This is a genomic window from Methylobacterium fujisawaense, from assembly GCF_039619325.1.
Taxonomy (GTDB): Bacteria; Pseudomonadota; Alphaproteobacteria; order Rhizobiales; family Beijerinckiaceae; genus Methylobacterium; species Methylobacterium fujisawaense.
This window is the reverse complement of record NZ_CP155000.1, coordinates 131,871-158,867: the sequence shown is the minus strand read 5'-3', so window position 1 is coordinate 158,867 and position 26,997 is coordinate 131,871. Positions and strand designations below refer to the sequence as shown.

20 protein-coding genes and 1 pseudogene are annotated in these 26,997 nt (G+C 70.6%); 13 read left to right on the top strand and 8 right to left on the bottom strand.

Features of this window, described 5'->3' with window-relative positions; translation table 11 throughout:
• The 3 genes from ABC766_RS00965 (at position 1) to ABC766_RS00955 (ending at position 6,975) form a co-directional block, all read left to right on the top strand.
• Positions 1-3,279 (top strand): transglutaminase family protein, encoded by a 3,279-nt coding sequence (locus ABC766_RS00965; protein WP_345820673.1) that lies wholly within the window; start codon positions 1-3, stop codon positions 3,277-3,279.
• 262 nt (positions 3,280-3,541) lie between these two features.
• Positions 3,542-6,079 carry a circularly permuted type 2 ATP-grasp protein gene (locus ABC766_RS00960; RefSeq protein WP_043357961.1) on the top strand — a complete coding sequence of 846 codons (2,538 nt, stop codon included), beginning with the start codon at positions 3,542-3,544 and terminating at the stop codon, positions 6,077-6,079.
• Complete coding sequence (locus tag ABC766_RS00955; RefSeq protein WP_345820672.1) at positions 6,076-6,975, top strand: transglutaminase family protein; 900 nt, start codon at positions 6,076-6,078, stop codon at positions 6,973-6,975. The genes ABC766_RS00960 and ABC766_RS00955 overlap by 4 nt, the downstream gene beginning before the upstream one ends.
• Before the next feature lie 100 nt (positions 6,976-7,075).
• On the opposite strand, the gene ABC766_RS00950 is transcribed toward ABC766_RS00955, so the two are convergent.
• The 3 genes from ABC766_RS00950 to ABC766_RS00940 form a co-directional block, all read right to left on the bottom strand.
• Positions 7,076-7,687, bottom strand: coding sequence for a pyridoxamine 5'-phosphate oxidase family protein (locus ABC766_RS00950; RefSeq protein WP_043379707.1), 612 nt, complete (start codon positions 7,685-7,687; stop codon positions 7,076-7,078).
• A 22-nt stretch (positions 7,688-7,709) separates the two neighbouring features.
• Positions 7,710-9,413, bottom strand: coding sequence for a lysine--tRNA ligase (locus tag ABC766_RS00945; RefSeq protein ID WP_342142109.1), 1,704 nt, complete (start codon positions 9,411-9,413; stop codon positions 7,710-7,712).
• 192 nt (positions 9,414-9,605) lie between these two features.
• A complete protein-coding gene (locus tag ABC766_RS00940; protein ID WP_210274695.1) occupies positions 9,606-10,475 on the bottom strand; it encodes a transporter substrate-binding domain-containing protein in 870 nt (289 codons plus the stop codon).
• 49 nt (positions 10,476-10,524) lie between these two features.
• Here ABC766_RS00940 and ABC766_RS00935 point away from each other — a divergent pair, with 49 nt between their 5' ends.
• From ABC766_RS00935 to ABC766_RS00915, 5 genes are all read left to right on the top strand, one after another.
• Entirely contained in the window at positions 10,525-12,513 is a 1,989-nt protein-coding gene (locus ABC766_RS00935; RefSeq protein WP_345820666.1) for a glycosyltransferase family 2 protein, read from the top strand.
• 100 nt (positions 12,514-12,613) lie between these two features.
• Positions 12,614-12,781 carry a hypothetical protein gene (locus ABC766_RS00930; protein WP_274927529.1) on the top strand — a complete coding sequence of 56 codons (168 nt, stop codon included), beginning with the start codon at positions 12,614-12,616 and terminating at the stop codon, positions 12,779-12,781.
• A 215-nt stretch (positions 12,782-12,996) separates the two neighbouring features.
• Positions 12,997-13,938 carry a nucleoside triphosphate pyrophosphohydrolase gene (gene mazG, locus ABC766_RS00925; protein WP_345820664.1) on the top strand — a complete coding sequence of 314 codons (942 nt, stop codon included), beginning with the start codon at positions 12,997-12,999 and terminating at the stop codon, positions 13,936-13,938.
• A 208-nt stretch (positions 13,939-14,146) separates the two neighbouring features.
• Positions 14,147-14,524 (top strand): hypothetical protein, encoded by a 378-nt coding sequence (locus ABC766_RS00920; protein WP_043379694.1) that lies wholly within the window; start codon positions 14,147-14,149, stop codon positions 14,522-14,524.
• A gap of 331 nt (positions 14,525-14,855) precedes the next feature.
• A complete protein-coding gene (locus tag ABC766_RS00915; RefSeq protein WP_043355615.1) occupies positions 14,856-15,185 on the top strand; it encodes a hypothetical protein in 330 nt (109 codons plus the stop codon).
• 67 nt (positions 15,186-15,252) lie between these two features.
• Here the strand turns inward: ABC766_RS00915 and ABC766_RS00910 are convergent, their stop codons facing one another.
• The 5 genes from ABC766_RS00910 to pabB form a co-directional block, all read right to left on the bottom strand.
• On the bottom strand, positions 15,253-15,792 hold the full coding sequence (locus ABC766_RS00910) for a ferritin-like domain-containing protein (RefSeq protein ID WP_345820661.1): 540 nt from the start codon (positions 15,790-15,792) through the stop codon (positions 15,253-15,255).
• A 360-nt stretch (positions 15,793-16,152) separates the two neighbouring features.
• Positions 16,153-16,659 (bottom strand): DoxX family protein, encoded by a 507-nt coding sequence (locus ABC766_RS00905; protein ID WP_043379683.1) that lies wholly within the window; start codon positions 16,657-16,659, stop codon positions 16,153-16,155.
• Entirely contained in the window at positions 16,656-17,519 is an 864-nt protein-coding gene (locus ABC766_RS00900) for an aminotransferase class IV (protein WP_345820658.1), read from the bottom strand. The genes ABC766_RS00905 and ABC766_RS00900 overlap by 4 nt, the downstream gene beginning before the upstream one ends.
• Positions 17,506-18,111 (bottom strand): anthranilate synthase component II, encoded by a 606-nt coding sequence (locus ABC766_RS00895; RefSeq protein WP_043379680.1) that lies wholly within the window; start codon positions 18,109-18,111, stop codon positions 17,506-17,508. The genes ABC766_RS00900 and ABC766_RS00895 overlap by 14 nt, the downstream gene beginning before the upstream one ends.
• Complete coding sequence (gene pabB, locus ABC766_RS00890) at positions 18,108-19,496, bottom strand: aminodeoxychorismate synthase component I (RefSeq protein ID WP_043379677.1); 1,389 nt, start codon at positions 19,494-19,496, stop codon at positions 18,108-18,110. Before pabB ends, ABC766_RS00895 begins: the two co-directional genes overlap by 4 nt.
• 376 nt (positions 19,497-19,872) lie before the next feature.
• On the opposite strand from pabB, the gene rimO reads away from it, so the two are divergent.
• The 5 genes and pseudogenes from rimO (at position 19,873) to ABC766_RS00865 (ending at position 26,910) form a co-directional block, all read left to right on the top strand.
• Positions 19,873-21,234: a 30S ribosomal protein S12 methylthiotransferase RimO gene (gene rimO / locus ABC766_RS00885; RefSeq protein WP_043379826.1), complete on the top strand. Its 1,362-nt coding sequence runs from the start codon at positions 19,873-19,875 to the stop codon at positions 21,232-21,234.
• Between the two features lie 143 nt (positions 21,235-21,377).
• A pseudogene (locus ABC766_RS00880) lies at positions 21,378-21,836 on the top strand (DNA polymerase IV); the annotation flags it as partial.
• 189 nt (positions 21,837-22,025) lie between these two features.
• Positions 22,026-23,318 (top strand): site-specific integrase, encoded by a 1,293-nt coding sequence (locus ABC766_RS00875; protein ID WP_345820655.1) that lies wholly within the window; start codon positions 22,026-22,028, stop codon positions 23,316-23,318.
• Between the two features lie 114 nt (positions 23,319-23,432).
• On the top strand, positions 23,433-24,878 hold the full coding sequence (locus ABC766_RS00870) for a hypothetical protein (protein WP_345820654.1): 1,446 nt from the start codon (positions 23,433-23,435) through the stop codon (positions 24,876-24,878).
• Positions 24,871-26,910, top strand: a complete 2,040-nt coding sequence (locus ABC766_RS00865; protein WP_345820653.1) for a hypothetical protein — start codon at positions 24,871-24,873, stop codon at positions 26,908-26,910. Before ABC766_RS00870 ends, ABC766_RS00865 begins: the two co-directional genes overlap by 8 nt.
• Positions 26,911-26,997: the final 87 nt, after the last annotated feature.

Here is a 26,997-nt window from a genome sequence, read left to right as displayed (position 1 = left end):
GTGTCGATCAAAGCCGCCCTGCACCACGTCACGCATTACCGCTACGACCGGCCGATCAGCCTGGGCCCCCAGGTGATCCGCCTGCGCCCGGCCCCGCACGCGCGCACCAAGGTTCCGGCCTACGCGCTCACGGTGACGCCCGCCAACCACTTCCTGAACTGGCAGCAGGATCCGAGCGGCAACTGGCTCGCCCGCCTCGTCTTCCCGGAGAAGACCGACGAGCTGAAGATCGAGGTCGACCTCACCGCCGACCTGGCGGTGATCAACCCGTTCGACTTCTTCGTCGAGGATTACGCCCAGACCCACCCCTTCGCGTACGACCCGGACCTCGCCGAGGAGCTGGCCCCCTACCGCGCGCCGGTGGATGCGGATGGCCCCGAGATGGCGGCGCTGCTCGCCCGGCTCCCCGCGGAACCCAGCACCGTGCAGTTCCTGGTGGCGCTCAACGCCCAGATCGCCCGGGAGACCGCCTACGGCGTGCGCATGGAGCCCGGCGTCCAGACGCCCGCCGAGACCCTGCGCCTCAAGAGCGGCTCCTGCCGGGATTCGGCGTGGCTGCTCGTGCAGGTGCTGCGCCGGATCGGGTTCGCCGCCCGGTTCGTCTCCGGCTACCTGATCCAGCTCGTGCCCGACACCGTCGCGGTCGACGGCCCCACCGGCACCGGGTCGGACTTCACCGACCTGCATGCCTGGGCCGAGGTCTACCTGCCGGGCGCCGGCTGGATCGGCATGGACGCGACCTCGGGTCTGCTCACCGGCGAGGGCCATATCCCGCTCGCGGCGACGCCGCATTACCGCTCGGCCGCGCCGATCTCGGGGGCGGTCGAACCGGCCAAGACCGAGTTCGGCTTCGCAATGAGCATCACCCGCGTCGCCGAGACGCCGCGGATCACCAAGCCGTTCTCGGACGCGGTCTGGGCGTCCATGGACGCGCTCGGCGAGCGGATCGATGCCGACCTCGCCGCGCAGGACGTGCGCCTGACCATGGGCGGCGAGCCGACCTTCGTCTCGGTGGACGATTTCGAATCGCCCGAATGGAACATCGCCGCGGTCGGCCCGACCAAGCGGGGGCTCGCCGACACGCTGATCCGGCGCCTGCGCGACCGGTTCGGCCCGGGGGGGCTGCTGCATTACGGCCAGGGCAAGTGGTATCCCGGCGAGAGCCTGCCCCGCTGGGCCTTCGCCCTGTACTGGCGCAAGGACGGCCAGCCGATCTGGCGGAATCCGGACCTGATCGCCCCCGAGGCGGCCGCAGGCCAGGCGGGCGAAGCCACGATCGCGCAGGCCAAGGCCCTCGCCGACGCGCTGGCCCGCCGCCTCGGCCTCGCCGACTACGTCATCCCGGCCTTCGAGGACAGCGAGGTCTGGGAGAAGAAGGCCGCCGAACTGCCGGTCAACGTCACGCCCGCCGCGGCCCGGTCCGGCTCCGTGGAGTTCGACGCCCGGATCAAGCGGGTCTACGAGCGGGGCTTGGCTGAGGCCGCGGGCTACGTCCTGCCGCTGGCGAGCCTGCCCACCGGCAGGGACGGCGACGCCGACCGGGTCTGGATCTCGGAAGCCTGGGACTTCCGGCGCGGCGCCGCCTTCTTGGTGCCGGGCGACTCGCCGGTGGGCTTCCGCCTGCCCCTGTCGTCCCTGCCCTACGTGCCGCCGGAGCACTATCCCTACTACCAGCCGCAGGACCCCCTGGAGTCGCGCCCGCCCCTCACCGACGGGCGTCCCGGCGCGACCACCGTCAACGGTTCAGGGATCACCGGCGTCGCGGTGCGCACGGCGCTCTCGATCGAGCCCCGCGACGGGGTGGTGCGGGTGTTCATGCCGCCGGTGCAGCGCGCCGACGAGTATCTCGAACTCGCCGGCCACCTGGAGGCGGCCGCCGCCGAGCTGAACCTGCCGATCCAGCTGGAAGGCTACGAGCCGCCCTACGACCCGCGGATCGGCGTGATCAAGGTCACCCCCGATCCGGGCGTGATCGAGGTGAACGTCCACCCGGCCGCCTCCTGGCGGGAGGCGGTCGCCATCACCACCGACTTGTATGCCGAGGCGAGGCAAACCCGGCTCGGCGCGGAAAAATTCATGACCGACGGGCGCCACACCGGCACCGGCGGCGGCAACCACGTGGTCATGGGCGGCGTCACGCCGGACGATTCGCCGTTCCTGCGCCGGCCCGACCTGCTCAAGAGCCTCGTGCTCTACTGGCAGCGCCACCCGGCGCTCTCGTACCTGTTCTCGGGCCTCTACATCGGCCCGACGAGCCAGGCCCCCCGCATGGACGAGGCGCGCCACGACGGGCTCTACGAACTGGAGATCGCGCTCGCCCAGATCCCCGCCCCCGACGCGCCCAACATCCCGCGCTGGCTCGTCGACCGGGTGTTCCGCAACATCCTCGTGGACGTCACCGGCAACACCCACCGGGCCGAGATCTGCATCGACAAGCTCTACTCGCCGGACGGGCCCACCGGGCGCCTCGGCCTGCTGGAGTTCCGGGCCTTCGAGATGCCGCCGGACGCCCGGATGAGCCTCGCGCAGCAGCTCCTGCTCCGCGCCCTCGTGGCCTGGCTGTGGCGGGAGCCGCAGACCGGCGGCTGTGTCCGCTGGGGCACGAACCTCCACGATCGGTTCATGCTGCCGCATTTCCTCTGGTCCGACTTCCTCTCGGTGCTGGAGGATCTCCGGGCGGCGGGGTACGCTTTCGATCCGGTCGCCTTCGAGGCGCAGGCCCTGTTCCGGTTCCCGGTCTTCGGCACGGTCGAGCAGGGCGGGGTCCGGATGGAGCTGCGCCAGGCGCTGGAGCCCTGGCACGTGATGGGCGAGGAAGGGACCAGCGGGGGCACCGTGCGCTTCGTCGACAGCTCGGTCGAGCGGCTGCAGGTCAAGGTCGAGGGCTTCGTGCCCGAGCGGCACGTCATCGCCTGCAACGGCCGCCGGCTGCCCATGACCGGCACCGGCCGCGGCGGCGAGGCCGTGGCGGGCCTGCGCTTCAAGGCGTGGCAGCCGGCCTCCTCGCTGCATCCGACGATCCCGGCCCACTCGCCGCTCACCTTCGACATCCTCGATGCCTGGAACGGGCGCTCGCTCGGCGGCTGCCGCTACCACGTCGCCCATCCGGGCGGCCGCAACTACGAGACCCATCCGGTCAACGCCTACGAGGCGGAGGGGCGCCGCCTCGCCCGGTTCCAGCCGCACGGCCATACCCCCGGCCGGATCGACATGCCCCGGCCGGAATCGAGCGCCGAGTTCCCCCTCACCCTCGACCTGCGGATGCCGGCCCCGCAATGATCCGCGATGTCCACACATCTGGGTCGGACACGGACGCGGACGACAGAGCGCGACGCGCCCCCTCTCCCGTGCGGGAGAGGGTTGGGGTGAGGGACGAGAGGCTTCAGGGTCGACGCGCCGGCAGGACGCGCCCCTTTCGGGCAGACCCGACCCCTCACCCTGTCCCTCTCCCGCACGGGAGAGGGGACCCGCGCTCCCTTCTGCGGCCGCGTCGCCGTCCACGCTGTGTGGATCCGCAAGCCGCAGTGACCGGGGGGCCGTGATGGAGGCGGCGCTCGCGGGCAGCCGCGGCCGGGCCGAGCGGCCGGAGGGCCCGCGGGAGCGCGTCGCCCGCTGGAGCGCGGGCTACCGCCCCGCCCCCGGCCGGCCGGACGAGTTCCTGGGCCCGGACGGCGCTCCGCGCGGGGCGTGGCCGCGCCTGCTCGACCGTCTCGGCGGCCTCACCGAGCCGGAGATCATGGCCCGCTTCGTCGCGGCGGAGCGGCACATCCGGGACGCGGGCATCTCGTTCCGCATCGCCGGCGACCAGCGGGAGCATCCCTGGCCGCTGGGCTGCCTGCCCCTGGTGATCGAGGGGTCCGAGTGGGCGGCCCTCAGCGCCGGGATCGTCCAGCGCGCGGAGCTGATGGAGGCGATCCTCGCCGACGTCTACGGGGATGGTAGGCTGGTCGCCGAGGGATTGCTGCCTGCCGCGATCGTGGCCGGCACGCCGGAGTTCCTGCACCCGCTCCACGGCGTCACGCCCCCCGGCGGCCATTACCTCAAGCTCTACGCCGCCGATCTCGGCCGGGGCCCGGACGGGCGGTGGCAGGTGCTGGCCGACCGGACGCAGGCCCCCTCGGGCCTCGGCTGGGCGCTGGAGAACCGGATGGTCCTGGCCCGGACCTTCCCGGACTTCTTCCAGGACCTCCACGTCGAGCGCCTGCCGGCCTTCTTCCAGGCCTTTCGCGATGGCCTGGCGCTGGGGGCCGAGCGCGTCGACCCGCGGATCTGCCTGCTGACCTCCGGCCCCTACAGCAGCACCTATGTCGAGCAGGCGGCGCTGGCCCGCTATCTCGGCCTGATGCTGGTGGAGGGCGACGACCTCGTCATGCGGGACGGCCGCCTGCACGTGCGCACCGTCTCGGGCCTGAAGCGGGCCGACGCCCTGTGGCGGCGGATCGACTCCGACTTCCTCGATCCCCTGGAGCTGAATCCGGCTTCGCGGCTCGGCGTGCCCGGGATCCTCGAGGCCCTGCGCAACGGCTCCCTGGTGATGACCAACATGCCGGGCTCGGGCCTCGTCGAGTCGGCCGCGCTCGCCCCCTATCTCGACGGCATCGCCCGGCGCGTCCTCGGCGAGCCCCTAAGGCTCGGCCATCCGCGCACGTGGTGGTGCGGCGACCTGGAGGGCTTGGCGCACGCCCAGGCCAACCTCGACAGCCTGACCCTGCGCCCGGCTGCCACGCCCCAGCGTGGGGCGGGGCGCGACGCGATCCTCGCGGGCCCGGTCCTGGCGGCCGAGCGGGAGCGGGTCGTCGCCGCCCTGCGCGACCGGCCCTTCGACTACGTCGCCCAGGAGGCCGCGCCGCTCTCGACCATGCCGGGCTGGGAGCGCGGGCCGGACGGCCTCGTCCTGGTCCCCCGCCCCTTCGTGGTCCGCGTCTTCGCCACGCGGACGCCGCTCGGCTGGCAGGTCATGCCCGGCGGCTTCTGCCGGGTCTCCGAGCGCGAGGACGTCGACCCGATCGAGCTGCGGCTCGGCATCCGCTCCGCCGACGTCTGGGTGCTGTCCGAGAAGCCGGTCGCCGCGCCCCTGATCGGCACGCAGGCGGCCCCGCGGGTGCGGCGGGTCGGCGGCCATCTCCCGGCCCGGGCCGCCGACGGCCTGTTCTGGCTCGGACGCTACCTGGAGCGCGGCGAGGCGGTGATCCGGCTGGTGCTCGCCCATCTGCGCAGCGTCGGCGACGCCGTCGGGACCGACATCTCGGGCGCCCTCGACACGCCCGCGGCCCTGGCGCTCCGGGCCCTCCTGCACGAGTGGGGCGCCATCGGCGCGGCAGACTTGCCCACCGCCCGCCTCGCTCTGGAGGCGCTCGCCGGGCGCGATCGGCCGGGCTCGGCGCGGTCCCACATCCTCGCGGCCCGCCGCAACGCCGCCGCGCTCCGCGCCCGCCTGTCCGGCGAGGCGTGGCGGGTGCTGGCCGACCTGAACGAGTTCCTGTCCCTCAACACCGAGCGGGCCTTCACCGAGTCGCAGCTCGCCGGCCGCGCCGAGCGGGCCCTGAGCCAGCTCGCGGCGCTCGCCGGCCTCACCCACGAGAACATGAGCCGCGCCGAGGGCTGGCACTTCATCGAGCTCGGCCGGCGCATCGAGCGGGCGATCAACACCGGCGCCTTCGCGCTCGCCTTCGCCAACGACGAGGCGACGCCCGGCTGCCTCGGGGTGATGCTGTCGCTGTGCGATTCGCAGATCAGCTACGGGCGGCGCTACCTGCAGGGGGCGGCCCTCGATCCGGTCCGCGACATGGTGCTGCTCGACCCCTACAACCCGCGCTCGATCGCCTTCCAGGCCGAGGCGATCACCCGGCACCTCGCCGACCTGCCGGCGCTGGCCGCGGACGGCATCCCCGAGCCCCATTGCCGTCTCGCCACCCGGATCCTGGCGGAGCTGCGCAGCGGCGAGGCCGCGGATTTCGACGCCGTGCGCCTCACCGCGCTCGCGACCGACCTGGAGCGGCTGGCCGACGGCATCGCGGCCCGCTACTTCCCCACCGGGCCGAACGCGCTGCGCCCCGAGAAGCTGACGGGGCTGGCGTGATCTACACGCTGCGCCACCGCACCACCTACCGCTACGGGCGGCCGGTCCACTTCGCCCGCTGCACCCTGCGGCTCAAGCCGCAGGAGGGCGAGGGCCAGAGCGTGCTGGCGAGCGCCGTCACGATCGACCCGAGCCCGGCCCGCGCGGTGATGCGGCGCGACTATTTCGGGATCGAGGCCGTGGCGATCACCCTGGAGGCGCCGCACACCACCTTCAGCGTCGAGGCGCTCTCCACCGTGCGGGTCGAGCGCCCGGCCCCGCCGCCGCCGGAATCCGGCATGGCCTGGGAGCGGGTCCGCGACGCCGTGGTGGCCGGGCGCGACCTCGCCGGCCGGGCGCCGGTGCATTTCCTGTTCCCGAGCGGCCGGGTGCCGCTGCTGCCCGCGATCACCGACTATGCCCGGCCGAGCTTCTTCGCCGGCCGCAGCGCCTACGGGGCGGCCCACGACCTGATGCTGCGGATCGGCCGGGACTTCCGCTTCGATGCCAAGGCCACCACCGTCTCCACGCCGCTCGCCGAATCCTTCGCGCTCCGGGCCGGGGTCTGCCAGGATTTCGCCCACGTGATGATCGCGGCCCTGCGCGGCATGGGCCTGCCGGCGGCCTATATCAGCGGCTACCTGCGCACCGTGCCGCCGCCGGGCCGCCCGCGCCTGCGCGGGGCGGATGCGAGCCATGCCTGGGTGGCGGTCTGGTGCGGGGACGGCTGGCTCGGCCTCGACCCGACCAACGGCGTGCCGGTGCAGGACGACCACATCGTGGTGGCCCGCGGCCGCGACTACGGCGACGTGGCCCCCGTGGACGGCATCGTCAGCGGCTCGGGCAAGCAGCGCCTCAAGGTCGAGGTCGACGTCATCCCCGATACCGAGACGCAGGATCTCGCGCTGGTGGGGTGAGGGATCCCGGAGCGGCCCGCCGGCTGGTGCCCGAAACGTCTCCCCCCTCAGGATGCGGATGCGGAAGCGGGTCGGACAGGCCGGCGCCCAGACTCGTCCCTCACCACATCGTCTTGGCCGCCCGCTCCGGCCATTCCGCGTCGTAGCGCTGGCCGCCGACCGCGCCTGCGGTGAGCGCCGCGAGGATCGACCCGGGCGTCGGCAGGCTCGCCGGATCGACGCGGGCATCCGGATCCCACAGCTTGGCCCGGATGATCGCCCGGGCGCACTGGAAGTAGATCTCCGCGACCGTGATCACGATTGCGGTGCGCGGCGCGTGGCCGTCGACCCGGAACGTGGCCAGGAGATCCGGATCGGCCGAGATCACCGCCCGCCCGTTCACCCGGAGCGTCGTGCCCGAGCCCGGGATCAGGAACAGCAGCGCCACCCGCGGATCGCGCACGATGTTGCGGAGCGAGTCGATCCGGTTGTTGCCGCGCCGGTCGGGCAGGATCAGCGTGCGCGGATCGGCGACCCGCACGAAGCCCGGCTGGTCCCCGCGGGGGCTGCAATCGAGCCCTTCCGGGCCGCTCGTCGCCAGCACCGCGAAGGGCGAGGCCTCGATCAGCGCCGCGTAGTCCGGCGTGACCGAATCCGCCACCTTGGCGGTGGAGGCGGCCGCCGGGGGCGCGGTGTAGATCGCCTCCAGGGCGGCGAGGCTGTCGACGACCATCACGCCCTCCTGCGGTCCTTGCTCACGCGACCTTGGCCGTGCCGGCCACGAAGGCTTCGTGCTCGGCCACCAGCGCGCCCGAGAGGGCCGCCTCGATCAGGCTCCGGGTCTCCGCCACGCCGTAGAGGGCCACGAAGGAGCCGAAGCGGGGTCCGCGCGCCTCGCCGAACAGCACGTTGTAGAGGCTCGTGAACCACGCCTGCGACACGCCGGGCCGCCCGTCCGGGCTCTTGGCCTTGCCGGACGTGTCGGGGAAGTGGCGCCGCCCCACCTCGTAGACCGCCGCCTGCAGGGCCTCCGGATCGGTGGAGCCGGCATGGTCCCTGAGGGTCTCCGACAGATCCTCCAGGGCCGCCCGCTCCTCCGGGGTCGGCGCCCGGTAGGTCTTGGCCGGCCGCACGAAATCCGAGAAGTATTTCAGCGCGTGCTTGACCAGCCGGTCGAGGCCCGGATGGGTCTCCGGCCCGGTCTGCGGCGCGTAGCGGCGGATGAAGCCCCACAGCACCGCCGGATCCTCGGTGTTGGCCACCGCGGCGAGGTTGAGCAGCATCGCGAAGGTCAGGCTCGCGCCCTCGACCGTCTCGGGCTCCGGCGGGGTGCCGGCGTGCAGGTGCCAGACCGGGTTGCCGAGGCGGAGCTTCGCGTCCTGGCCGGCATAGCGGTCGAGGAAGCCGATATACTCGTCGACGTGCCGGGGGATCACGTCGAAGAACAGACGCTTGGCCTCGCGCGGCTTGTTGTACATGAACAGGGCGAGCGATTCCGGCGTGCCGTACTTGAGCCACTCGTCGATGGTCAGGCCGTTGCCCTTCGACTTCGAGATCTTCTGGCCCTTCTCGTCGAGGAACAGCTCGTAGTTGAAGCCCTCCGGCGGCTCGCCGCCGAGCGCCCGGGCGATCTTGGCGGAGAGCTTGACCGAATCGATCAGGTCCTTGCCGGCCATCTCGTAATCGACGCCCAGCGCCACCCAGCGCATCGCCCAGTCGGGCTTCCATTGCAGCTTGGCGTGGCCGCCGGTCACCGGGGTCTCGTAGCGCTCGCCCGTGGCGGGATCGCGCCACGCGATGGTGCCGCTGCCGGCGTTCACCGCCTCGATCGGCACCTGCATCACGTGGCCGGTGACCGGGTGGAGCGGCAGGAACGGGGAGTAGCTCGCCGAGCGCTCGGCCCGCAGGGACGGCAGCATGATCTCCATGACGGCGTCGTAGCGCTCCAGCACCCGCAGCAGCGTCGCGTCGAACACGCCCGAGCGGTAGCATTCGGTCGCCGATCGGAACTCGTAGGCGAACCCGAAGGCGTCGAGGAAGCGGCGCAGCTCGGCGTTGTTGTGCGCCCCGAAGCTGTCATGGGTGCCGAACGGGTCCGGCACGCGGGTGAGCGGCTGGTTGAGATGGCCGGCCAGCATCTCGCGGTTCGGCACGTTGTCCGGAACCTTGCGCAGCCCGTCCATGTCGTCCGAGAAGGCGATCAGCCGGGTCGGCACCGCGTCGCGGGTGAGCACCCGGAAGGCGTGGCGCACCATGGAGGTGCGGGCGACCTCCCCGAAGGTGCCGATATGCGGCAGGCCCGAGGGGCCGTAGCCGGTCTCGAACAGCACCTCCGTCTTGCCGGATTTCTCCAGCCGCGCCACGAGCTTGCGCGCCTCCTCGAAGGGCCAGGCGGCGGCGTTGGCGGCGGCCTCGATGATGTCGGGGTCGAGGGTCAGGGCTGGGGGGGCGGCTTGCATGTCTTCGGGGATGAACGCGAATTGGGAGCGCGCACCCTAGAGCGGTTCGCATCGGAGCGGAACGCCTGACGGTGCAATGCGGGGTTCCATCGCGCGCCCGCGCTCGTGGCCTGAGACTGCGGCGCCCGGCTCCGCCGCCCCGTCCGGCATGAACCGGTCGACGGCGGCATCATCGCCCAGGAAGGAAGTCCGTCAGAACGGGCTCACCGGGAAGAACCGCAGGTACAATTCGGTGTACTTGCCGTCGTCCCAGACCCGCTGGAGCGCGTCGTCCAGGGCCCGGGAGAGGGCGGCGTCCTCCGGGCGGGTGATCAGGCCGATCCCCTCCCCGAAATAGCGGTTCTCCAGATAGTCGCCGCCGATGAGCGCGCAGCACGTCTCCGCGTCCTGGCCGCCGACATAGAGGGCGAGGTTCAGGCCGTCGGCGAACAGGTAGTCGATCTCGCCACGCTTGAGCGCGCCCTCGGCCGCCGCCAGGTCGGTGAAGTCCTTGGCCACGGCCTTCGGGAAGAACGCCTTCAGGTAGGCCGCATGGGCGCTGCCGGCGATGACCCCGACGCTGCGTCCGGCGAGCGCCGCCGCCGAGGGGACGGGCAGGCCCTTGTCGGTCCGGGCGGCGAACCGCGCCGGCCAGCGGAAATACGGCCGCGTCGCCAGGAATTTCTGCCGCAGCGTCGCCGTCAGGGGAATGGCGGCCGCGACCACGTCGCCCTGCCGGCTGTCGAGGGCATCGAGCAGGGTGTCGAAGCGGCGCGCCTGCACCGTGCAGGTGATCGTCAGCTTCTCGCAGACGGCGCGGGCGAGCTCGACCACGAAGCCCGTCGGGTTGCCGTCGGGGCCGGCGAAGTGCAGCGGCGGGAACTCGTCGTCCGTGAGGAAGCGGACCGCCCGGCCGGTCTGGGGCGCCTCGATCCGCTCGCCCCGGCTGCGCGGGTTCCAGAAATCCGGCACCGTGACGGCGGGGGTGGCGGTGACACCTGTGGCCTCGGCGGTGGCACCGGCTGCAGCACCGGCGGGCGCGGCCGGGGCCGCGAGGAGCGCGGCGGCGAGCACGGCCGCCATGCACCGGGATGGGATGCGTGTCCTATCGCCTCTTGACGATCGGGAGGGGGTGGTGCTCCTCTCGGAGCGTGGGGGCGGGGACTGGCTCACCCCCCTCCTCTACCACGTCCTGGGGCCACCGGGGGAGCGCGGCGTGTCGGTCCAGCGCCCGCCCGCGGGGCCGGCGGCCCTGCCGTCGGAGATCGCCTTCCTGCTGGCCGAGGGCGTCGACGGCCGGCTGCTGGTCCGGGCGGCCGCCGCGGCGGCCGCGGCCGGGACCGACGCGGCGACCGCCCTGCTGAATGCCGGCCTGATCGCCGAATCGGCCTATTACGAAGCCCTGGCCCGGGCGCTCGGCGCCCCCTACCTCGACGGCCCGATCCCGTTCGGCCTGGGCCTGCGCTTCCCCGACAGCCTGGTGGCCGGTCTCGCGCCGCTGGCGCCGGGATCGGTGTCGCCCTGGGTGCTGGCGCCCTGGGGCCGGGCGATCGCGGACCTCCTCGACGCCCCGGGCCGCGCTGCCATGCCGGCGATCACCAGCCCCACGCGCCTGCGCGAGGCCGTGTTCGCGGCCATCCCCGAGCAGGTGGCGGATCATGCGGCGCACGACCTGCGGCGGCGCGCCCCCGAGCGGGCGACGGCCCCCGAGCCCGCCCTCCGCTGGCTGCTGGTCCTCGCCCTCGCGGTCACCGCCGCGCTCTGCCTGTGCGCGGCGCTGCCGCCCCCGCTGGCGCGCGCGGTGGTGATCGCCGGGCAGATCCTGTTCCTGGCCATGGCGGCCCTCCGGATCGCGGCCCTCGCCATCGCGGCCCCGGTGGAGCCGGAGGCGGTGGCGCCCCTCGCCGAGGCCGACCTGCCGGTCTACACGGTCCTCGTCCCCCTCCACCGCGAGGCGGCGGTGGTGCCGGACCTGCTCAGGGCGCTCTCCGCCCTCGATTATCCGGCCGCCAAGCTCGACATCAAGCTGCTGCTCGAGGCGGACGACGCGGAGACCGCTTCCGCCCTTCCCCGGGACACCCTGCCGGCCCGGTTCGAGGTGATCACGGTGCCCCCGGGCGGCCCGCGCACCAAGCCCCGGGCGCTCAACGCCGCGCTGCCTTTGGCCCGCGGCGCCCTGCTCACGGTCTACGACGCCGAGGACGTGCCCGATCCCGGACAGCTGCGGCTGGCGGCCGCCTTGTTCGCGCGCCTGCCCGCGCGCACCGCCTGCCTCCAGGGGCGGCTCGTGATCGACAATGCCGGCGATTCGTATCTCGCCCGCGTCTTCGCCCTCGAATATGCCGGCCTGTTCGACGTGCTGAACCCGGCCTTCGCCCGCTGCGGCCTGCCGGTCCCCCTCGGCGGCACCTCGATGCACCTGCGCACCGCGGTGGTGCGGGCGCTGCACGGCTGGGATGCCCACAACGTCACCGAGGATGCGGATCTCGGCCTGCGGCTGGCGCTCGCGGGCTACACCGTCGGCGACCTGCCTAGCCCCACCTTCGAGGAGGCCCCCGCCCGTCTCGGACCCTGGCTCGGCCAGCGCACCCGCTGGCTCAAAGGTCTGGTCCAGACCAGCCTCACCCACGGGCGGCGCCCCCTCGACACCGCACGCAGCCTCGGCGGCCTGGAGACGCTCTGCGCCGTCGCGCTGGTCCCGGGGACGGTGGCCTCGGCGCTCGCCTACCCGGTCTGCCTCGTCGCGGCGGCGTGGTCCTTCCTGGTCCTGGAGATCCCGGCCGCGCCCGCCTTCCTGGACAACCTGCCCACCGGGCTCGCCATCACCCTGTTCGGGACGGGGCTCGCCGCCCTGGTCCTGCCCGCCCTCGCCGGCTGCGCCCGGCGCGGCTGGGGGGACCTCGCCCAGTCGGTCCCGTGGATGCCGGTCTACTTCCTGCTGGTCAGCCTGGCCGCGTGGCTGGCGCTCATCGAGCTGATCCGCGCCCCGCTGCGCTGGAACAAGACCCGGCACGGCCTCGCGCGGACCTCCCGCAGCGGGCGGCGGGCCCGGCGCGGGCGGCCTGCGACACCCTGCGACACGGCGCGCGGGCCGGACGGCGGCGCATGCGCATCCGCTTGATCTGGATCAGTCGCGCCGACCGGCGGCACCGCTCACGTCGGCGCTTGGCTCGTGCCCGCGCCTCGGGCGGCGGGTGATTCGCCTCGCGGCGGCCCAAGCGATGCCGGCCTTCTGCCTCCGACACACCCTCGAGCATGCGGACGGCCGCTGCGGCCTCGCCTCCGCCAGCGACCACCTGGAGGCGGACGGCGTGGAGGCGGCGATCCGTGGCGCCCGGGAGCTGGGCCGGACCGCCAGCCCCATGCTCCTGACCGGGGCGCGGTGCTGACGGATTCGGTCGGCCGGATCCTCTGGTCGTTCACCCTGGCACCGGCCCGGGAGCCGCCCTGCGTCCGGGCGACGCGCTGACGGCCGCCGGAGCCGGATGCCCCCGGGGCCCGCGCGTCGATGGCCCACTGGCGCGGCCGGACCTGCATCGCGATCCCGAGGGGCACGCCGGCGGGCGGATTTCCCTGCGCCGCGCCATGCTCTAACGCCATCCGCATGAGCGAGACACGCGATGCGGGCCGGCCTGGGCCGGGCGGGGCGAAGGCGGCGGGTGCTGCGGAGGAGGCGCCTCTGAGCCGGCTCCTGCGCCTGATGACGACCCTGCGCGATCCCGTCGCCGGCTGCCCCTGGGACGTGGCGCAGAGCTTCGCCACCATCGTGCCCTACACGATCGAGGAGGCCTACGAGGTCGCCGACGCGGTGGCGCGGGGGGATCTGCGCGACTTGCGGGACGAACTCGGCGACCTGCTACTCCAAGTGGTGTTCCACGCCCGCATGGCCGAGGAGCAGGGCGCCTTCGCCTTCGACGACGTGGCCCGCGCCATCGGCGACAAGCTGGTCCGGCGCCACCCCCACGTCTTCTCCCCGGACGGCACGCCCCTGCCCGCCGGCTCGCCCCTGCGGGATCCGGCCCAGGTCGAGGCCCAGTGGGCGGCGATCAAGGCGCAGGAACGGGCGGCCCGCCAGAAAGAGCGGCAGGAAGAGCGGCAAGAGGCGCGGCAGAATACAGGCGCCGCGCCGGATCCAACGCCGGACCCGCTCGGTGGCGTCGCCCGGGCGCTGCCGGCCCTCGCCCGGGCGGAGAAGATCTCCCGGCGGGCGGCCGCCTACGGCTTCGACTGGGACGAGGCCGCCCAGGTCGTCGACAAGGTCCGCGAGGAGACCGACGAGGTCGCCGAGGCCCTGGCGGCGGGCGACCCGCAGGCCCTGTCCGAGGAGATCGGCGATCTCCTGTTCTCGGTGGCCAACCTCGCCCGGCATGCCGGGATCGACCCGGAGACCGCCCTGCGCGACGGGACCGCCAAGTTCGAGCGCCGCTTCGCCGCCATGGCGCGGCACCTCGCGGCCTCCGGGGGCGCCCTCGGCCGCTCCGACCTCGCCGCCATGGAGGCGGCGTGGCAGGCGGCCAAGCGCGACGAGGCGGGGGGTGGGCCGTAGCGGCGCGTGGCCCGGATCCGAATCGGGCGACCGCCTCGCGAGATCCGCGACCGGGACCTTCGTCTGTCCGCGTTCGAGCGGCGCTGTCAGGCCGCGCCGCTCGAACGCCCGCGGCCCGATCTGCGGGCCCGTCGCGGCGGATCGGCCGGGCTCCGCAACGGTGATCCGACGCGTTGGCGTTCCGGCCGCCGGGCGTTAAACCCGCGCCATGTTCGATGATGCAGCCGCTCAGCGCTATCTCGCGGGACTGGCTCCCGTGGCGGCGGGATCGGTGCGCTGGCTCATCTACGATCACGACCGGCAATGGGTCTCGGTCGTTGACGGCAATCTCGTGTCCCTGCGGCAGGATTGCCTGCATGTCCTCGGCGCCTCCGCGGAGGCGGACGCCACCGCGTCCCTCGTCGATGCGATCCGCGACTTCCTCGCCGAAGGGACGGATCGCACCCCGCAGATCGTCGCCCTCTCGTGCGCCGTGCTGATGCAGAGCGTCGGGGATCTCGACGCGGTGTTCGATCGGATCCGGTCCGGCGTCATGGCAACCCTCGTCTATGCCGAGGACGTCGTGGTCAGGCCCGTCGCCGCGTAGGGCAAATCGGCACTGCCCGTCCTCGCCGCCCGGCACGCCGGCGACGGCGGCCTTCGCGGCAGCCGGGGGCGGCTTGATCCCGCGAGGCACCCGCGCTCTCGAGAAGGGGCTTCCGGGCGCGCGTCGGCGGACCGCCGACGCCGGGATTCCCGCTCCGGACGCGCCGGCTGGGATTGAAGGAACCTCCCCCGTCCAGGTTCCGAGGCCGAGCGGTGCCACGTTCCTGATCGACCGCGCCGCGATCCGCGCCGGGGTTACCCGCGGCGATCCTCCGCGGCTCCCCGGCGCGCCGAGGGCTCGACACGGGGCGGTCCGCGGATATGTTCCGCGCATGCGCTTCGCCCTGCCCGTCCTCGCCGCCCTCGCCGTCACCGCCGCCCTGTCCCGGCCCGCCGCGGCCGAGACGGTCGTCCAGGAGCGGTTCGGCTGCCACAGCCAGGAGGTCACCGACCGCCTGTTCAAGCTGGTCATGGCGGGCGACGAATCCGGGTTCGGGCAGTTGCTGAAGGGCAGCCTCGCCAGCGGCGAGTGCCGGTCCTTCAAGCCCGGCGAGGAAGTCCGGCTCGAGTCCCGGACGATGAGCTACGGCTGCCTCGCCCTGAAGGACGCGCAGGACCGCTGCTACTGGACGCCGCTCAGCGCCATCGAGAAGGCGAACTGAGCCGGGCCCGGCCGGAGGGCGGCCCCGCTGTCCGGCACCCGCGAGGGGCGCCGGGTCCCGCGGGCGATCAGGCGCCCTTCTTGCCCTTGCCCCTCGCCGGTTCCGCCTCGCCCTCCCCGGCATCGGCCGCCGCGTTGATCGTCCCGGCGATCTGGGAGAGCAGCGCGTCGGTGGTCTTCTCCTCCTGCAGGGTCTCGTCCAGGAGCTTGGCGGCATCCGCGTAGCCGAGCTGCTCGGCCCAGGTCTTCAGGGTGCCGTAGCGGGCGATCTCGTAATGCTCCACCGCCTGGGCGCAGGCGGCCAGAACCGCGTCGGCGGCCGGGCTGCCCGCGAAGTCGTCGAGGTCCTCCTCCATCTCGGAGACGATCCCCTGCATCGCCTCGCAGGTCTTGGCCCGGGCCGGCTTGCCGATGATCTCGAAGACCTGCGTCAGGCGCTCCACCTGCTGGGCGCTCTCCTCCGCATGGGTCTCGAAGGCTTGGCGCAACGCGTCGTGCTCCGCCGCCTTGGCGGACTTCTTGAGCGCCTTCACCGACTGCTTTTCGGCATAGTAGACGTCCTTCAGGGTCTCATAGAAGGCGTCCTGCAGCGTCTTCTGCTTGGCCATGGCGGTCTGTCTCCGTTGAAGGGCCGCCGTCGGTGTCGGCGGCCTCCTCGGTGAACCCCGGTCCGGCCGGCTGTATCCGGGCGATATCTTCGGCCTGTGGAGGAACCTTTCGGGGTTTCGGCGGCCGCCCCGTCCGGGCGCGTCTTCCGGCCGGATCCGGGCACAGGTAGTCGAGGGCGGTTTCGAAGGCGCCCCCCACCGCGTCGGGCAGAGACGGGCGGGCCCGGGTCGCGACGCGTCGGCCTGTCGTCCGCCGTTCGGGGCCGGGGGGCGGTCTTCCGGGCCGCCTGGCGGCCGGTCCATGGCCCGGGATCCTGTGATCAGGGCCTGCCGGGACCCGGGGATCCGGGGATCCTGTGATCAGGGATCCCGGATGGGGGCCTGCGCGTCCCGTCCCGGTGGCGTCGGCGGGCGCTGCGGAGCGCGGGCGGTCCGGGGCGCGGCGCCGGCGGATCCGCGATCCCCGCCGAACGGCCAGTCGATCAGCCCGCCGGCCCAGAGCGCCGCCCAGACGAAGACCGGCTGAAACGCCAGGCGCGGGCCGTGGTACCACCAGGAATCCGGGATGCCGGCGATGGCGACGTGGTCGAAGGCGTGCTTGAGGTTCGCCGGGTAGACGCAGACCGCGTAGAGGGCGAGGCCGAGCGCGGCCGCCCGGCGGAACCGGCCCGTCAGCAGGCCGACGGCGCCGGCGATCTCGCACAGGCCGGTCGCCAGGATGACGAGCCGCGGCTGCGGCACCCAGTCGGGCATCAGCGGCAGCATCGCGTCGGTCGCCACGAGATGCACCACCCCGATGAAGGCGTAGAGGGCCGCGAGCCCGTAGCGGAGCCGGCGGCGGCCCGTCTCGACCGCTTGCCCGGTCACGCGACGGACTCCTCCGCCACCCCGCAGGCGCGGGCCACCGACTCGCGGAGCGCCGCCCTGAGGCGGAGGACCGCCGGGTGCCCGAGGCTGGCGAAGGCCGTCTCGCCCACCGCCGTCACGGGGGCGAGGAGCCGCAGGGAATTGGTCAGGAACACGGCCTCGGCGCCCATCAGCTCGGGCAGGCTCAGCGACCGCTCCTCCGCCCGGAGCCCGCATCCGGCGGCGAGCGCCAGGATCTCCGCCCGCACGATCCCGGCGAGGACGCCGTCGGTCAGCGGCGGCGTCACCAGGATCTCTCCGAACAGGCCGAACAGGTTGCCGGTGCCCGCGCAGGCGACGCGTCCCCGGGTGTTGCAGAACAGCGCCTCGTCGAACCCAGCCGCGGCGGCGTCGCGGGCGGCCAGCACCGCGTCGCCGTAGCCCAAGGTCTTCAGCCGGGCGGCCGGGGACGTGTCGTTGCGGGCGATCGAAGTCGGCCACAGGCGCAGGGGCGCGAAGGCCGCGCTGCGGGCGCTCGGCGCCGCGGTGGCGAACAGGGTCGGGCTCGGATCCTCCGGCGGCTTCAGGCCGCGCGGGCCGGAGCCGCGGGTGAGGGTGGTGCGGATCGCGAGCCGCTCCCCGGTCCCGCCCCCCGCGCCGGCCAGCGCCCGCATGGCCTCCCGGATCCGGTCCGGCGCGGCGGGGATCCCCAGCGCGTCCGCGGAGGTCACGAGCCGGGCGATGTGGGCCTCCGCGAAGGCGACCCGGCCGCCCAGCGCCAGCGCCGTGTCGAACAGGCCGTCGCCCAGCGTCAGGCCGCGGTCGGTGAGGTCCAGCGGCGCGGTCGTCCCCGCGACGAGGGCGCCGTCACGCCACAGCATCGCGCTGTCCCTCCCGCCAGGCCCGGGCCAGCCCCAGAAAATTGGCGAACAGGGCGTGGCCGCCCTCGGTCAGGACCGATTCCGGGTGGAACTGGATGCCGTAGGTCGGGTGGGTCCGGTGCGACAGGGCCATCACCTCCCCCTCCTGCGAGACCGCGTCGACGGAGAGGTGCTTCTCCATCTCGGGGCCGGGGGTCACCACGAGCGAGTGGTAGCGCCCCACCGGCATCGGCGCCGGCAGCCCGGAAAACAGCCGCTCGCCCGTATGGGCGATCGGCGTCATCTGCCCGTGCAGGGGCCGCTGCGCCCGCGCCACCGTGCCGCCGAAGGCCGCGCCGATCGCCTGGTGGCCGAGGCAGACGCCGAGGATCGGCACCGCCCCCGACAGCTCCCGGATCGCCGGCAGGGAGATGCCGGCCTCCGCCGGGGTGCAGGGGCCGGGCGAGACCACCAGGGCCTCGGGGGCCAGCGCCCGGATGCCGGCGACGTCCAGGGCGTCGTTGCGCACGACCCGGACCTCCTCGCCCAGCTCCTCCAGGTAGCGGACGACGTTGAAGACGAAGGAATCGTAGTTGTCGAGGACGAGGATCATGCGAAGGCCTCGAAGACGCGGGCGGCCTTGGCGAGGGTCTCGTCGTATTCCGGGCCGGGCTCCGACAGCAGGGTCACCCCGCCCCCGGCCTGCAGGACCGCCTGTCGGTCGTCCATGAACACCGTGCGGATCGCGATCGCGGTATCGAGCGCCCCGTCGAAGCCGATCCGGCCGATGGCGCCGCAATAGAGTTCCCGGGCGTCGCCCTCGATCTCGGTGATGATGTCCATGGCGCGGATCTTCGGGGCGCCGGTGATCGAGCCCCCCGGGAAGGTCCCTTCCAGGAGGTCGAGGGCGTCGAGCCCGTCGCGGAGCTCTCCGGTCACCACCGACACCAGATGGTGGACGTTGGCGTAGGTCTCCAGGCCGCAGAGCGTCGGCACGGCGACGCTGCCCGGCGCGCAGACCCGGGACAGATCGTTGCGCAGCAGGTCGACGATCATGACGTTCTCGGCCCGCTCCTTGACGCTGGCCTGGAGCGCCTCGGCCGCCGCCCGGTCGGCCGCCGGGTCGTCCGAGGGGTTATCCGCGCGGCGGGCGGTGCCCTTGATCGGCCGGGTCTCCACGTGACGGCCGTCGAGGCGGATGAACCGCTCGGGCGAGGACGAGGCGACGGTCAGGCCCTCCAGCTCCAGATAGGCGCCGAAGGTCGCCGGGTTGGTGGCGCGCAGCCGCCGGTAGAGGGCGAACGGATCGAAGCCGGCCGGGAGATCGGCGGTGAAACGCTGGGCGATGTTGGCTTGGTAGATGTCGCCCGCCCGGATGTAGGCGCGGACCTTTTCGACAGCCTCTTCATAGGTTTGTCGGTCGAAGTTCGAGCGCCATGTGAGCGGCTCCGGCGCTCCGGCGGCGGCCGCGCTCGGGATCTCCGCGCCGCCGAGCCGGTCGGCGAATCGGGCGAGCCGCGCCTCCGCGCGGGCCTGCCGCTGGGCCGGTGCGGTCTCCGGGAACCCCGTGGCGACGAGCCGGCAAGTGCCCGCGGCGTGATCGATCACCAGGGCCGTGTCGTAGAAGTTCAGGGCGATGTCGTCGGTGAGCCCCGCCCGCCGGGCCGGCGGCGCCACCCGTTCCAGCGATGCCCCGAGGTCATAGGCCAGATAGCCGATCGCCCCGCCGGGGAAGGGTTCTTCGGCGTCCGGTTCGATCCGGTACGGCGCGAGGCACGCCCGCAGAGCCGCGAAGGGACCGCCCGGCACCGGATTTCCGTCGAGGGTCGCCCGCCCGTCGCGGTAGCGGAAGCGTGCGAACGGCTCGGCGGCCACGATCGAATGGCGACCCAGGGAGTCGTGCCGCATGGCACTGTCGAGGAAGGCGAGCCCGGGCAGGGCACGCAGCCGGGCCGCCGCCGCGACGGGATCGATGAAGGGGATCTCTCGGGTCCACATGACCGGGTTCGGGCTGTTGTCCTGGGCGAGGGCGGGGCAGATCCTGTCACGCTGCCGTCGCACAGGCGATGCCGCGGGGGAAGCGGCAGTTGCACGCAGGGACCGCCCCGGGGGGCAGACAGGGCGTGCCTCCGACGCAGACCGTGGCCCCGCGGCTTCATGTGGGATTTCAGGGCAGGCGCGCAAAGTCCTGGTCAAACAGCCAAGTTTCCGGTTCTGCGTCAGCGGCGCGCGCCGGTCCGGTCACCCCTGCGGCGGCCGGTCTCGCGCGGCGGCGCGGGAGCTTGTATAGGAACCGCGATCCCGAATTCCCGTCCTCGCGCTTCGGGCGACCGATCCTCGGTTGCCCGCGCCGGGCCTGTCCGACCCGAATGCCATGACCGCCACGCCTGCTCCCCGCGGCCCCGCTTCCGGAGCCGAATCCAAAATCACGGCCCCCAAGATCTCGTTCGTGTCGCTGGGCTGCCCGAAGGCGCTGGTCGATTCCGAGCGGATCCTCACCCACCTGCGCGCCGAGGGCTACGAGCTGGCCCGCCGGCACGACGGCGCCGACGTGGTGATCGTCAACACCTGCGGCTTCCTCGATTCGGCCAAGGCGGAGTCGCTCTCGGCCATCGGCGAGGCCATGGCGGAGAACGGCCGGGTGATCGTCACCGGCTGCATGGGCGCGCAGCCGGAGGAGATCCGCGAGAAGTATCCGGATCTCCTGGCGGTGACCGGGCCCCAGGCCTACGAGTCGGTGGTGGCCGCCGTCCACGAGGCGGTGCCGCCGGCCCACGACCCGTTCCTCGACCTCGTGCCGCCGCAGGGGATCAAGCTCACCCCGCGCCACTACGCCTACCTGAAGATCTCGGAGGGGTGCAGCAACCGCTGCAGCTTCTGCATCATCCCGTCCCTGCGCGGGAACCTCGTGAGCCGCCCCGCCGCCGACGTGCTGCGCGAGGCCGAGAAGCTGGTGAAGGCCGGCGTGAAGGAGCTGCTCGTCGTCTCGCAGGACACCAGCGCCTACGGCGTCGACATCCGCTACGCCGAGAGCCCGTGGCGCGACCGGCAGGTCCGGGCCAAGTTCTACGACCTGACCAAGGAGCTCGGCGAGCTCGGGGCCTGGGTGCGGCTCCACTACGTCTACCCCTACCCGCACGTGGACGAGGTCATCCCGCTGATGGCCGAGGGCAAGGTGCTCCCCTACCTCGACATGCCGCTCCAGCACGCGAGCCCGTCGGTGCTCAAGCGCATGCGCCGGCCCGGCAACCAGGAGCGCCAGCTCGACCGGATCCGGAGCTGGCGGCAGACCTGCCCGGACCTCGCGATCCGCTCGACCTTCATCGTCGGCTTCCCCGGCGAGACCGAGGCCGAGTTCGAGGAGTTGCTGGCCTGGCTGCAGGAGGCCAAGCTCGATCGGGTCGGCTGCTTCGAGTACGAGCCGGTGGCGGGCGCCACCGCCAACGCGCTCGGCGACCTCGTGCCGCCGGCGGTGAAGGCCGAGCGCAAGCGCCGGTTCATGGAGACGCAGAACGGCATCGCGCTGCGGCTGCAGCGCGCCAAGGTCGGCAAGCGGCTGCCGATCATCGTCGATGCCGTCGAGGGCGGGGTCGCCCGGGGCCGGTCCAAGGCCGACGCGCCGGAGATCGACGGCACCGTCCACGCCGCCTTCCGGCGCCCGGTGCGGGTCGGCGACATCGTCACCGTGAAGATCGACCGGGCCGAGGCCTACGACCTCTACGGCAGCGTGGCGTAAGGCTATTCCCGTCTTCGCTGCGCTCGCGATGACGGGCGCGGGCCGGACTCCTGTTGAAGCCCTCTCCGACGCGGCTTGACCCCGCTGGCCCACCGCGGTCTTTGGAACAGAGCAGGAACTCACCGCGGATCTCCGAGGCGGCGATGGATCCGGAGGTCGCGCTCCGCAAGATCATCCACATCGACATGGACGCGTTCTACGCCTCCGTGGAGCAGCGCGACGACCCGTCCCTGCGCGGCAAGCCCCTGGCGGTGGGCGGCTCGCGGGAGCGGGGCGTCGTGGCGGCGGCGAGCTACGAGGCGCGCAAGTTCGGCGTGCGCTCGGCCATGCCGTCGACTACGGCCCGGCGGCTCTGCCCGGACCTGCTGTTCGTGAAGCCGCGCTTCGAGGTCTACCGGGCGGTCTCGGAGGAGATCCGCGCGGTCTTCGCCCGGCACACGCCGCTCATCGAGCCGGTGGCCCTCGACGAGGCCTATCTCGACGTCACCGAGAATCTTCTCGGGTTGCCCACCGCCACGGCCGTGGCGAAGGCGATCCGGGCCGAGATCCTGGAGCGCACCGGGCTCGTGGCCTCGGCCGGGGTCTCGTACAACAAGTTCTTACGCGCATCTTGGCAGGGAGATGTCCACAAGTTGATCTAAGTACCTGTTGAACATCGGTAATGTGCGCAATTGACATTCTTGTGGGCGCGGTCCTAGCTTTTGAGCGTTATGGCGCGTCTACCCAAAGCCGAAGGCAGCTTCCGACTGAAGATCGCTTTGGTCGTTCTCTCCGACGGAGAGCGATGCCCAATGCTGCTCGACGACGGCGGCATTCCGCTTTTCGACCCGACTGTCTGGTCGATTACGAGGTACCGTCAGAAGAGCGCCGCCACCGTGGAACAGGCCCTGAGAGGGGCGATGCTCATTCACCTGTTCTGCTGGCGGCATGGCATCGACCTGGCCGAGCGTATCAGGGCAGGGACATTCTTCGAAGTGGGGGAACTCGACGCCCTGGTGTCCGATGCATCCAAGCCGTTCGCCCACCTGCGAACAGCAGCGAAGGTGCTGTCCACGTCCGAGTTTTTCCCACTGAGGAGCCGCTCTGCCGCGAGGTTCCTCCGTAGGCTTCCGACTACGGCACGGGTGCAGACGGTAGCCCCCGAGACAACCCGGATCAGGCTGCATTACGCCACCAGCTATCTGAGATGGCTCGGTGAGCGGCAAAAGTCCCGCTTTTCGAGCGGTGCGATTGGTACCGACGAGGCCTTCGTAAGGGCCCACGAGTACGGGGTGAGGTTAGTCGATGTGGTCGAACAGATTGAGGAGCGAGCTCCCTCCGTAAGCCGTAAGGGCCGCATCAGTTTGGAGTCCGAACAGCGCGCCAGGCTGCTGGAGGTCGTTCACCCGGATAGCCGGATAAATCCATGGAGCGATCCGTTCGTGCGCCTGCGGAACTGGGTGATCGTCTGCTGGCTCCTCGGCACTGGGATGCGGCGCGGCGAGTTGCTCGGCCTTCGGGTGCGCGACTTCAACCGGGGTCAAGCGTACTGCGAAATTAAACGCCGGCAGGACGACAAGCGCGACCAGCGTCGGAGGCAACCGAACGCAAAGACTTTGGAGCGCGTCGCTCCTCTCGATGAGGTCCTGACCAGCCTTGGAGAGCAATACCTTGAGGTCCGCAACAAGATCGAACTTGCGCGGAAGCACGGCATCCTCTTCGTCGCAGAGGACGGCAAGCCTCTTTCGGATAGCGCGATCACCGGAATGTTCGCGCTGCTGCGGGAGAGGCACCCGGACGTCGGCTCAGTTAGCGCCCATGTCCTGCGGCATCAATGGAACGAAGACTTCTCGACCTACGCCGACACCAGCGGGTTGGGATCGGACGAAGAGGTTCAGCTACGGTGCTTTCTCATGGGGTGGACCCCCAAGTCCAGGATGCCAGGGCATTACTTAAAGCGCAGGACGAAGGCCAAAGCCGATGAGCACAGTAAAGAGATGCAGCGCCGCCTCATGAAGCACGGGCCTGAGATCCATCAGCGGATAAAGCACGTGGATCAAAAGGCTCATGCCCTAAACGACGAAGCGGTTGGCGCAGGGGGATGAGCGGTGCGTAATCGAGTTGCCGACAAGTCGCCGAGTGCCAGAGCAGTTTACGGTATTCCCGCCCAAGCAGAGACTAACGACGGGTATATCTATTTTCCTGGTGAGAATGACTGGGTGATCGTTACCAAGACTGGGCGGAGGAACTTCCACTTCGGCGACATCGGTGTCGCCAATCCCTTATTGACCGGGTTCAAAGGGTTTGTGGTCGCTCGGCTGCGCAGCGAAAACCCGAAGTCTGTCTATACAACTTACCAATGGGCGCGATCGTTGCTTTTCAACATCGCCGCCTATGATCCAGACGCGATTGAGATCTCGTCCGCTCACTTGTTGAATTACCGGGCTTCTCTCAAGGAGCGCCATCGCCATCGGTCGACCGACGTCAACGATGTCGTGCGGACTTGGGCTCGGCTCGGCATACCTGGGGTCGCAAGGGAGGCATTCGTCGCCGCCACTGACATGCCCCGATACTACAAGAACAGGGCGCACGCGGTTAGGATACGGTGCCCAATTCAAGGGGCGTATTCAAACTTGGAATACGATGGATTGTACAAGGCTCTGCACGCGGCCTTTGCAGTGGGCAAAATCTCGATCGATAACTATGGGCTTTGTCTTCTCAGCGGAGCGATCGGACCCAGGCCGGTCCAGATCGCCAGCCTGATGGTCGGGGATTTGAAAATCACAACTGGCCCTGTCGGGAAAATCTACATTCTCTCCGTCCCGCGGGCGAAGCAACGGGGCGGAGGATACCGCACTCAGTTCAGAGACCGACCGCTCATCGAAGAGGTCGGTATAGTAATCGAGGCACAAGCCCGGTTCGTCTGCGAACAGGCGCGGCGCTGCGGGATGAATGACCCTAAAGAGGTGCCGCTCTTCCCTGCCGTACACGTGAGTAGCACGTTCTTCGACGGCGGGATGACGCTTGCCAGGCCGACACCTTCTTCGATCGCGATGAGGATCATCAACGTGATGGAAGGCTTGGGCGTGATGTCCGAACGGACTGGTGAGGCCATCAATGTGAACGCCACGCGAGCCCGGAGGACGGTCGGCACGAGAGCTGCCCAAGAAGGTAAGTCCCTCGAGGAGATCGCATCCGTCCTCGACCACACGTCCCTCACGGCTGCCCAGAGCTATGTCGAAATTCGCTCCGAACTGCTCCAACGTCTCGACAAGAAGGTCGCCATGTTGCTGGCACCTATGGCCCAGCGCTTCGCGGGGGCACTCGCAACGCGCGGCGATGGCTCGGAGCACGGTATCCAGCGACATGTCTTCGGGGCCGTCAACGAAGGCGAAGCGCCTGCTGACGTCGGCGGGTGTGGGAAGCACGGCTTCTGCGGTCTCGGCAAGCCGATCGCCTGCTACACGTGCCGCTTGTTCCACCCGTGGCTGGACGGACCGCACGAAGCGATCCTCGATGGCCTAATCGCGCGGCGCAGGAGGATGGCCGCGGACGGATCCTTGATCGTCGCCACCACTCTCGACGATACGATCGTCGCATGCGCCGAAGTGGTCCGTCAGTGTCACACGAGAGCGGCCACCTTGGAGGTTGGCCGGGATGGCTAATTTAATCCCCTTTATCCCGAAGGTTGATCTGGCCGCCTCGACCAACATGGAGCGCTTCGTACGCTTTTGCCGCGACGAGTTAACTGTGTTTGGGGCCGATCTCGACTTTGACGCTCCGACTTGGGACGTCACTGGCTACTATCACCAGCGGGGTAAGGCGCATAAGATACTCCTCAATTTCGTCGAACTCGCTTCTCGGCGGGGCTCTATTGGCTCACCGATGCCGGAGCCGTTCGCAAGCCAAGCCAAAGCCTACATTCGTTATCTCGTGGGCCGGAGTACGAGAAAGTCTCCCCCTGTGGCAGAGATCGGAGTGTTCAGGGAGATACTTGCAGCTTTTTTAGACAAAGCCATGGTGCCCGATCTCGGTATGGTCGACGCCCATATCCTCGACCATACCGTTCAATTGGCTACCGCAAGAAAACATGGTGACCACGGAGCTAGGGTCGGCGTTTATTTAGGATCGCTGTCAAAATTCCTCAGGGAGAAGAACCTGGCGGCGCACGCGCCTATCGATTGGAAGCATGGTCAGGCGTGGGAATGGTGCAAGAGATCCGCGATCGACGAGCGGCGTGCGGCGTTGATGCCGTCGGACGAGGCACTTCAGGCTCTCCCTCAAGCCTTCCGTAGAGCCAATGAGCCCCGTGATGCAATCCCCACGGCGGTAATGGCGCTGCTGGCGTGCGCGCCCAGCCGCGTCAACGAGGTGTTCGCCCTTCCGTTTGATTGCGAGATCAAGCCTCTGACTGAGGGCGACGAGGGCTACATGCTTCGGTGGGCAGGATCGAAAGGCCACCACGACTTCGCTAAGGGCATTCCCTCAATCATGGCCGATGTGGCCAAGGAAGCGATTGAGCGTTTAAGGAAGCATACAGCTGAGGCACGTCGCATCGCAGCTTGGTATGAGAAGCATCCCAGCCGTCTCTATTTGCCGGATGACTGCACTGATCTGCGGGGGAAAAACCTCAAAGGAGAGGACATCGCCCGCATCATAGGCTTCAACGAGCCCGGCAACGGACGGGATTGGGCGATCGATCGCGGGCTCAAGCCGATAGGAGGAGTGAGGTCGTCCAACGGGCGCACCCACTTCGCTTTCCTCTTCTCGGACGTTGAAAGCGCCATCTTATCCTTGTTGCCCCGCGGTTTTCCAATCTTCGATAAAGCGACTGGGCTTCACTACAGCGAAGCATTGATGGTTGTGCGTCGGCAGGAGTTCGCCGATCGTGGGCGCGGCCGGTGGCGATGCATGATCACGCCGGTGAAGTACAGCAATATCATGAACAATTTCCACACCTCAGACGGGGTCTTCGCAAGGCTCGGCCTGTCAACTCCCGAGCAGCCGATCGTCCTGAGGACACATCAACTGCGCCATTACTTAAATACGCTGGCACAGCGGGGCGGACTGTCGGAGATGGAGATTGCGGCTTGGAGCGGTCGCAAGGATGTCCGGCAGAACGCTGCCTATGACCATCGGACACCGGCAGAGATGCTGCAACTGAAGCGCAGCCGGGACAAGGAGCTGGCAACGATCAAGGGGGCAGCGCTGAAGGTGAACCCGCCGATGACGCGAGCCGAGGCTGCCAATTGTGCAGTCCACGGCCACGCAACCGAGATCGGCTTCTGCGAGCACGACTTTGCCGCTTCACCTTGTACGATGTTCATGGAGTGCCTGCACTGCACAAAGCACGTTTGCGTCAAGGGCCACGATCCCCGGCACTTGGATAGGGTGACGCTTGCGGTGGAGAGCGCGCGTCGAAGCCTCACGGAGGCCGAAACGGCTTTATCGAAAGAGTACGAGGGATCAGAAGACTGGGTTCGCGCCCATCAAGAAACGATTGAGCGCCTGGAGCAGTTGCAAGCGATCCTGGCCGACCCGACCGTGCCGGACGGGTCGTTGATCCGGCTGGCCAAGTCTGGCCGATACTCCATCGTCGAGCAGGCCATGCGCGACCATGAGGATGTCTTGGGCGCGCTGCTGTCGCGAAATGACGGCAACGTTCAGGCGCTCGCTGGAGGGAACAGTGATGTCTAAAGGCAGACTGCGGAAACTGCCTGTCCGGCGTCGCCGTGCCCCGGCGCTCACGTCGGAGCGTATCGCGGATATCGTCGCCTTGGTAAG

Excerpts from the sequence above, each read along its gene's own strand:
- rimO (WP_043379826.1), top strand. The coding sequence starts at position 19,873 with ATGACCGCCACGCCTGCTCCCCGCGGCCCCGCTTCCGGAGCCGAATCC.
- ABC766_RS00920 (WP_043379694.1), top strand. The coding sequence starts at position 14,147 with ATGTTCGATGATGCAGCCGCTCAGCGCTATCTCGCGGGACTGGCTCCC.
- ABC766_RS00895 (WP_043379680.1), bottom strand. The coding sequence starts at position 18,111 with ATGATCCTCGTCCTCGACAACTACGATTCCTTCGTCTTCAACGTCGTC.
- ABC766_RS00900 (WP_345820658.1), bottom strand. The coding sequence starts at position 17,519 with ATGCTGTGGCGTGACGGCGCCCTCGTCGCGGGGACGACCGCGCCGCTG.
- mazG (WP_345820664.1), top strand. The coding sequence starts at position 12,997 with ATGAGCGAGACACGCGATGCGGGCCGGCCTGGGCCGGGCGGGGCGAAG.
- ABC766_RS00865 (WP_345820653.1), top strand. The coding sequence starts at position 24,871 with ATGGCTAATTTAATCCCCTTTATCCCGAAGGTTGATCTGGCCGCCTCG.
- pabB (WP_043379677.1), bottom strand. The coding sequence starts at position 19,496 with ATGTGGACCCGAGAGATCCCCTTCATCGATCCCGTCGCGGCGGCGGCC.
- ABC766_RS00950 (WP_043379707.1), bottom strand. The coding sequence starts at position 7,687 with ATGGTCGTCGACAGCCTCGCCGCCCTGGAGGCGATCTACACCGCGCCC.
- ABC766_RS00945 (WP_342142109.1), bottom strand. The coding sequence starts at position 9,413 with ATGCAAGCCGCCCCCCCAGCCCTGACCCTCGACCCCGACATCATCGAG.
- ABC766_RS00915 (WP_043355615.1), top strand. The coding sequence starts at position 14,856 with ATGCGCTTCGCCCTGCCCGTCCTCGCCGCCCTCGCCGTCACCGCCGCC.
- ABC766_RS00960 (WP_043357961.1), top strand. The coding sequence starts at position 3,542 with ATGGAGGCGGCGCTCGCGGGCAGCCGCGGCCGGGCCGAGCGGCCGGAG.
- ABC766_RS00875 (WP_345820655.1), top strand. The coding sequence starts at position 22,026 with ATGCTGCTCGACGACGGCGGCATTCCGCTTTTCGACCCGACTGTCTGG.
- ABC766_RS00940 (WP_210274695.1), bottom strand. The coding sequence starts at position 10,475 with ATGGCGGCCGTGCTCGCCGCCGCGCTCCTCGCGGCCCCGGCCGCGCCC.
- ABC766_RS00930 (WP_274927529.1), top strand. The coding sequence starts at position 12,614 with ATGCCGGCCTTCTGCCTCCGACACACCCTCGAGCATGCGGACGGCCGC.
- ABC766_RS00910 (WP_345820661.1), bottom strand. The coding sequence starts at position 15,792 with ATGGCCAAGCAGAAGACGCTGCAGGACGCCTTCTATGAGACCCTGAAG.